General features: G+C 59.9%; 1 protein-coding gene. It reads left to right on the top strand.

What is annotated here, in order from left to right; translation table 11 throughout:
- Window positions 1-666 (top strand): VCBS domain-containing protein (locus EKD02_RS09920; RefSeq protein ID WP_221763003.1); only part of this gene is annotated, 666 nt, incomplete at both ends.

Raw genomic sequence — 666 nt, 5'->3', positions numbered from 1 at the left:
GAGCGTGCAGTTCCTGGGCGAAGGCGATTCGACTACGGACACGATCACCGTGGAGACTCTTGACGGGACCACGCAGACCATCAGCATCACCATCAACGGCACCAACGACATACCCGAGATCACCGGCATAGGCATGGGTAGTGTAACTGAGGATGTGTCCGTTGAGCAGCCTGCTGGGATACTTAAGACTACCGGCGACTTGGACGCTGTTGACGTTGACACCGGCGAATCCGGATTTGTGTTGGAGACCGTGTCCGGGACATACGGGGTCGTGGACATGTATAATTCTGGCTGGTGGCGCTACAGGGTGGACAACAGCCAGTCCGCGATCCAGGAGCTTGGGGAGGGCGACACTCTCACCGACACGATCACCGTGCGTACTTTTGACGGGACCGAGCACGACATAACCATCACCATCAACGGCACCAACGACGCGCCGACGATAACGGGCACCACGACCGGCACGGTGCAGGAGGACGTGATCGCCACGGCTTCCGGCGTGCTTGCGGCGGTGGATGTTGACGCTGGCGAGTCGGGCTTCGCGGCTGCGACGTTTGTTGGCACGTATGGTTCGCTGACCATCGATGGAACGGGCAACTGGACGTACACGCTTGACGATTCGAGCGTGCAGTTCCTGGGCGAAGGCGATTCGACCACGGACACGAT

Origin of the sequence: Chlorobium phaeovibrioides, from assembly GCF_003968655.1 — a bacterium.
Classification (GTDB): Bacteria; Bacteroidota; Chlorobiia; order Chlorobiales; family Chlorobiaceae; genus Chlorobium; species Chlorobium phaeovibrioides.
The sequence above is the reverse complement of the archived record's forward strand: the minus strand, read 5'-3'. Positions and strand labels throughout refer to the sequence as shown.